Genomic DNA, 5,701 nt, shown 5'->3' with positions numbered 1-5,701 from the left:
GGATTTAAAGGGCTATGACCCGTTTCGTACTTCCATCGTACCGAGGCGCTCGTTTTTTTGCAAAGCGGAAATTTAACGCTCTACAGGAATGCTATCGTTTTCCGTAATACTTTTAGCTATTCCACCAAGTACGGGTCGGATTATATTAATGATTCTCCAAAGCCAATCGTATACCCTTGTGGATCTTTAATTGCGAACTCTTTCATCTGATAATTATTGCTCCTGAGTTCGTATTGAAAAAGCGCCCCTTTAGCTTTGAATTCATCATATAAATTATCAATGCCTTCTACCATTGCATATACGTTTAAGGCATTTTCTCCATGAACAGGATAGTTCGGGACAATGGCATCTGTTTTTTCACTTTCATGAAAAATCATCATTAACCCTTCACGTTCGACAAACCCCATTTCGTAATCACACCAAAATCCTAATTTGCTGTAATAGTCCAGTACCTGTTCTCTCCTTGAAACAAAAAAGATTGCAGAGAAATGTTTAATTTTGCTTTCAACAACTTCTGACATGGAATCTCTCCTTCAAAATTAATAAGTAATCAATTATCAGTTCTATATTAGCAAATATTCCCTTCATTTTTATTTCCAAAAAAATCTAAATTCACTTAACTTAACAGGCTGCCGATATGAACTGCACCCTGTTGTCATTTCACTACATTTATCCGTTAGCATTCCTATTCAGACACTTGAAGCACCGGTAGTTGCCTAAAGTTCAAGACACCGGGCTTCGATTTTTATTTCTTTACAATCGGAATCCATACCTCGCAGCGATAATACTCGGACATCGAATCTCCCGGCGGATAAAGTTCGAAATCGGGCCCCTCGGCTTGCTCATATCCCGTAGTCGGGAACCATTCTTGGTAGATGCGGCCCCAAACCTCTTGGATGGCTCTGGGCATCGGACCAGTGGAGGTAAATACAGCCCACGTGGCTGCCGGAATCTGTATTAAGTCAAACCCGCTATCGGATGCTGCCGTATCAGTCTCTACCGCAATCGCGTATTTAAAGACCTCACCATTCTGCTGCGTATCATAGCAGAGCCCCAGCATTTCTTGGGTTTTTCCTAAGGCAGCAATTCTTCCGACAGTTCCGTCCGCGTGACTATCTTGCCAAAACTTCGGAATCTCCGTTGAATTCTCTCCCTCTATAGTGGATGCTCGGATCGATTTTCCTATGACGGTGAACGCCTCTTTTTGCACAATTCTGTAGTCCATTTCTTTATCTCCCTTAAGCGATAGGTGGAAGGAGATGCGAGGGAAGGCCTTCAGTTGAACACCGGGATTCCGGGCGTCGGAGGGCGAAATGCCGTGTAGCTTGCGGAACGCCTTGGAGAACGACTCGGGCGAATCGTAACAGTACTTCATGGCGACATCGATCACCTTCGGACCGGACAGCGCGAGCTCTTGCGCCGCCAAGGTCAAACGTCGTTTCCGTACGTACTCGGCCACTGTCATGCCCGTCAGCATAAAAAACATTCGCTGGAAGTGATAGGGGGAGGAGTACGCTGCCTTCGCAAGTTCCGCGATATCCAACGGCCTCTCCATCTTCGCTTCCATCAAGTCGAGCGCCGACATCATTCGATTCAGCCATTCCATTCGCAAAACCTCCTCTCTAAGAACATAGTATCACGGCTAGGTAATACCAACCTGTCATTGTGTGCGATCGTATGACAGACGCTGACATGAAAACTGCTCCAAGTAACCTGATGGCCGATTGCGGATATCGATTCATGTTCTCTCCTTATTAATTCTATGACGAACAATTCTGACCTTTACTTCAGTAAACAAAAGAGGAGCTACCGTCAAGTAAGCTCCTCCTATAGTGTCCCATTAGCTGAACTTTTCAATTTCAACTCTTACAATCGTTTCCCATGATTCAGGAGGATGGCACCCCATTGGAGGTGTGAGATATATTTCTCTTCGGTTTGACTTGATTCGGTACCCTTGCTCTACAACGTAACTTTGTTCAATATTTACGGGTCCAGGTTTTACTGTGTAAACTTGAGAAAACACCTTACGGTTATCATGAGTAATTTTTTTAATTTTTGCAAGACCCAAGTCATAGCTTCTCTGTGAGGTAATGGTGTAATAGTCCATAGTTCTACTCCTTAAACGGACATAATTAAGTGCATCCTCTATATCCACAGATTCTATAATGACGACTGGAGCTCTTGGTCCTGATAACGGAATAACCGGCACAGTGCTCAGCTCTGTCTATAACGAAAGCTAACCTTTAGCAGGTTAGCTTTTCCTAATACAACACGTCGCAACTCAACTAACGATCCTCTTAGTGATTGGGTTGGTAGGCACCAAGTTCATTACCGAAAGGGTCAGTAAATTTGATCACCCAACCAAAACCTTCATCTTGAAAAAATCGGATCGTGGCATTAACGGCTTCTAATCGTTCTTTAAGCAGATTGATATTCTTTGTTAAAAACATAAAAGCTGGCATAGGAAAAGCGTCTTTTGTCAACCATCTGACAATGGATGAAGCAGGTGCAAGATGGAACATTAGAACTGATCCCTCATTCAATTTGACCCAAGCGCAATGGGGCATTTGATTTAACGGTTCAAATCCCAAGGTTTTCGTATACCACTTGACCGCCTGATCAATGTCATTTACTGGCAGTTGAACATGATCAACTTTTTCTAGTATGGCTTCACTCATGAAAAAGGACCTTCTCTCATTATGAAATTATTATTAACGGACTTTATATCTACGACAAACCGTGTATTCCTGTTATCACTTTAGAAGGTTTTTTAGTAACTCATCAATTGCTATTCCGTTAATTGTTAGACCGGTTATATCGCAGTCAGTAATGGAAATATTAGATAAATCACACTTTGTAATGATGCTATTCCTTAATATACAATTTTCAAAAAGCACTGGTTTATAATTTTGCTCAGGATTATAATTTGCATCCACGCCCTCAATTGGCCAATCAATATTACGAAACTGAGCACCTGTGAATTGAACGTTTTCAATGACAATATCGCTCAGATTACCGTTTGTTATCTTCGCTCCGGTCATGTTAACATCGTTTAACGTTATTTCTCGTAAGTCTGCACAATTTATTTTTGTTCCAGCTAAACTTACGTCATCAAAGTTAAGCCGCTGTGCATTCACTTCTTGAAATTTTGATTCAGATATATCAGTTCTGTGTAAACTCACTGCTCCTGTAGTCCATTCTGACATGTTGCATCCCTCCAATTATCCAATACTTGGTTATAATATCCAGTCAACCATAACGTACATATGTTCGTTTGTAAAGAGGAGATTATACTCGAACTTACTAACAATGAGAAACATTAAAGCGGTTGCCATCAGCGTCATAAAAATGAAATAATACTCTTCCCTTTTGCAAGAAGCCGCCTACATCTCCACATTCGACGCCGTTGTCTCGTAAAAACTGATGATAAGCGAAGAAATCCTCTCGTTTTTTAATCAGGGTCAGCGGTCGAATTGCTCCGTCGATCTTACCTTTATATGAATTACTAGGGAGCTTCTCCAATATCCAAATGGAGCGGCCTGTTTTCGAATGGTTTTCATTTAGGGACATTAATACGTATCCTTCTTCAGAATGATCCTCCACTAACCTCATTCCAACAAATTCACTATACCATTTACTCGCTAATCGTAAATCGCTAACACCGATTCGTGTACAGGAAGGTTTGAAACCGTTACTCTTTATTGTATCATCCGCTTCTGCTGTGAGCCGCGTGCCTTCCGTTGTTGCCCAAAAATCAAAGTATTGTCTGCCGTCGGGCCCAAAGTAAATCTCCGTGATCCGAACCCCGCTTTCGTTAAAAAAGGCGTGTGATTTTTGTAAATTTCCGGTTCTCCAACACCAACGGATGTGAGGATCAATACTGCCTCTTTGAGCATAATGAAACGGGAGTTGTTGCATAGTGAGAACGGAGTTAAGCCAGGTGCCGTATCCAAGATGAGCCATTTTTCCACTTTGTACTCGCTCATCAGGCCACCATGATTCCTTTCTTTTCACTTCCCACCCCATAAATGTTTCATACCAAGCAATAGCCTGATCATGATTATCCCAGAGGATATCAATCTCACCGCCGTCGTAAAACAATTCAGGTACTGCATTCCTTTTCTCCGTTTGGATTAGTGTCATCTACGAATCTCCTTTTAAGAATTTTTTGTTTCTTAAACTATAGATGCCAAAGAAGAAAAAAATCTATCATCTAAAAATTCACGACACTATAGTTGATCGCGCTGACTTCACCCTGAGGTCGTTGGTCTTGGCTCTACTCAACGAATTTTGGAGTACCATGTGCCACTAACATATTCCCGCTGGGATCAAAGAAGTCAAAATCCATTCCGAGGATCTCTCCTTCGATTACCCCTCCGTTTTCTCTGATCTCGCCAATCTGCACCCCTTTACTCTGCAAATCGGATAGTAGCTTCCGAATATCCGCTGCTTCAAAACCTAGTTGTCATGTGGCAGAAATAAGACGTAGACGTTTAACCCTCATAGTCAGTTTCGTGTTTACATTCTGTACAGTTCATGGACATTGGGTATTTATTTAAATAAAAACCCGTTTTCAGTAATGAAATTGCCTTTGAAATAGGTACATTTTTTTTACAATCCATACAATAAGCTTGTTCTTTCTCTCTCGATTCTACTGTCCTACAGTTTACAATAGCAAACCATGCAGGTTTCATCTATTGCAAGACCTTTCATTTTTATCAGATTTCTTTAAAACTCGCATTTTACACAGAACTGGACAGTGAAAAGTTCTAACCCTTAAGAAACAGCAAATCGATATTCTTATGAACTGAAAAAACCAGTCCCTTTATCGGGACTGGTTTACGCTTCGTTCATTCTACTATCGGAGCCCCACACGTTTTATGTTATGTATTACAAATTTTGAACCACCATGAAAAGATAGTATGTACATAATCTAAAAGGCAGTCTTTTCTGTTAAAACTTAGCGTCTTTCTTCATTTCATACACTTCGATGAAATCTTCTTTGACAACAACAGATATGACTGTTTTATCTTTTTTAAAGAAATGAACGTGTCCCATCCGTTTATCCTTCAATTCTCCCCAGCCTGACTTCTCTAGTTCTTGGAAATATCGTAGTGGCGGATAAAGACCTTGCTCGCCTCCAATATCTTTTAACTTATACTTTGATCCCTTTAGAATATTCGGATTATCAAAGTCTATTTCCTGTTGCTCAGCATTTGTTGGAACGATAAAGTCCTCATTTATGGCTGATTTCTTATACCCAGCCTCCCTCTCATAGGTAGAAGGTGACCGTAAATTAAGCATCCTAATTTATCACTAGTTGATCCCAGAGACTCTGCTTCGAAACCTGATAACCCAAAAACGAGTTGATCCCATTGCTGAAGTGTCCTTGAGGCAAATAACGATTCCAAGTTCCACTTATCGTGATGGCCTGAAACTTCGAAATAGTCCATGCCGAGTTCCCTCATCCTTGGCGTGATACTCTTTGTTAAAAAGTGATCAAGCTCGTTGATAAAAGCATAATTGTTGTGGTCACCAATAAGGTAAAATCCCTTCATTCCCTTGCTCCGAATTAAAGCAGTCCTTGGTGAGTCCATTTGATCGTGAACGGATCTCGGTCGGAATTCGGACGGAATGTCTGTAAAATTCCCGCCTGCAGGAATATACTTCATGCATTCCTTGGTTTCCGGATCAGGCTTCG

Annotated in this window: 7 protein-coding genes; all 7 read right to left on the bottom strand. The window is 41.2% G+C overall.

Annotation, left to right across the window (positions count from 1 at the left end):
- Positions 1–140: 140 nt before the first annotated feature.
- Positions 141–521 carry a VOC family protein gene (locus ASG81_RS28210; protein WP_056642694.1) on the bottom strand — a complete coding sequence of 127 codons (381 nt, stop codon included), beginning with the start codon at positions 519–521 and terminating at the stop codon, positions 141–143.
- 224 nt (positions 522–745) lie between these two features.
- Positions 746–1,606: an AraC family transcriptional regulator gene (locus ASG81_RS28205; protein ID WP_200961641.1), complete on the bottom strand. Its 861-nt coding sequence runs from the start codon at positions 1,604–1,606 to the stop codon at positions 746–748.
- Between the two features lie 234 nt (positions 1,607–1,840).
- The gene (locus tag ASG81_RS28200; protein WP_056642687.1) at positions 1,841–2,107 is read right to left on the bottom strand and encodes a hypothetical protein; all 267 of its coding nucleotides are present in this window, start codon (positions 2,105–2,107) and stop codon (positions 1,841–1,843) included.
- A 190-nt stretch (positions 2,108–2,297) separates the two neighbouring features.
- Positions 2,298–2,678 (bottom strand): VOC family protein, encoded by a 381-nt coding sequence (locus ASG81_RS28195; RefSeq protein ID WP_056642685.1) that lies wholly within the window; start codon positions 2,676–2,678, stop codon positions 2,298–2,300.
- Positions 2,679–2,753: 75 nt separating this feature from the next.
- A complete protein-coding gene (locus ASG81_RS28190) occupies positions 2,754–3,206 on the bottom strand; it encodes a pentapeptide repeat-containing protein (protein WP_056642682.1) in 453 nt (150 codons plus the stop codon).
- A gap of 97 nt (positions 3,207–3,303) precedes the next feature.
- Positions 3,304–4,143: a VOC family protein gene (locus tag ASG81_RS28185; protein ID WP_056642680.1), complete on the bottom strand. Its 840-nt coding sequence runs from the start codon at positions 4,141–4,143 to the stop codon at positions 3,304–3,306.
- Positions 4,144–4,953: 810 nt separating this feature from the next.
- Positions 4,954–5,304, bottom strand: a complete 351-nt coding sequence (locus tag ASG81_RS28180) for a hypothetical protein (protein ID WP_056642677.1) — start codon at positions 5,302–5,304, stop codon at positions 4,954–4,956.
- Positions 5,305–5,701 lie beyond the last annotated feature (397 nt).

The organism is Paenibacillus sp. Soil522, assembly GCF_001428245.1.
Lineage (GTDB): Bacteria > Bacillota > Bacilli > Paenibacillales > Paenibacillaceae > Pristimantibacillus.
The sequence above is the reverse complement of the archived record's forward strand: the minus strand, read 5'-3'. Positions and strand labels throughout refer to the sequence as shown.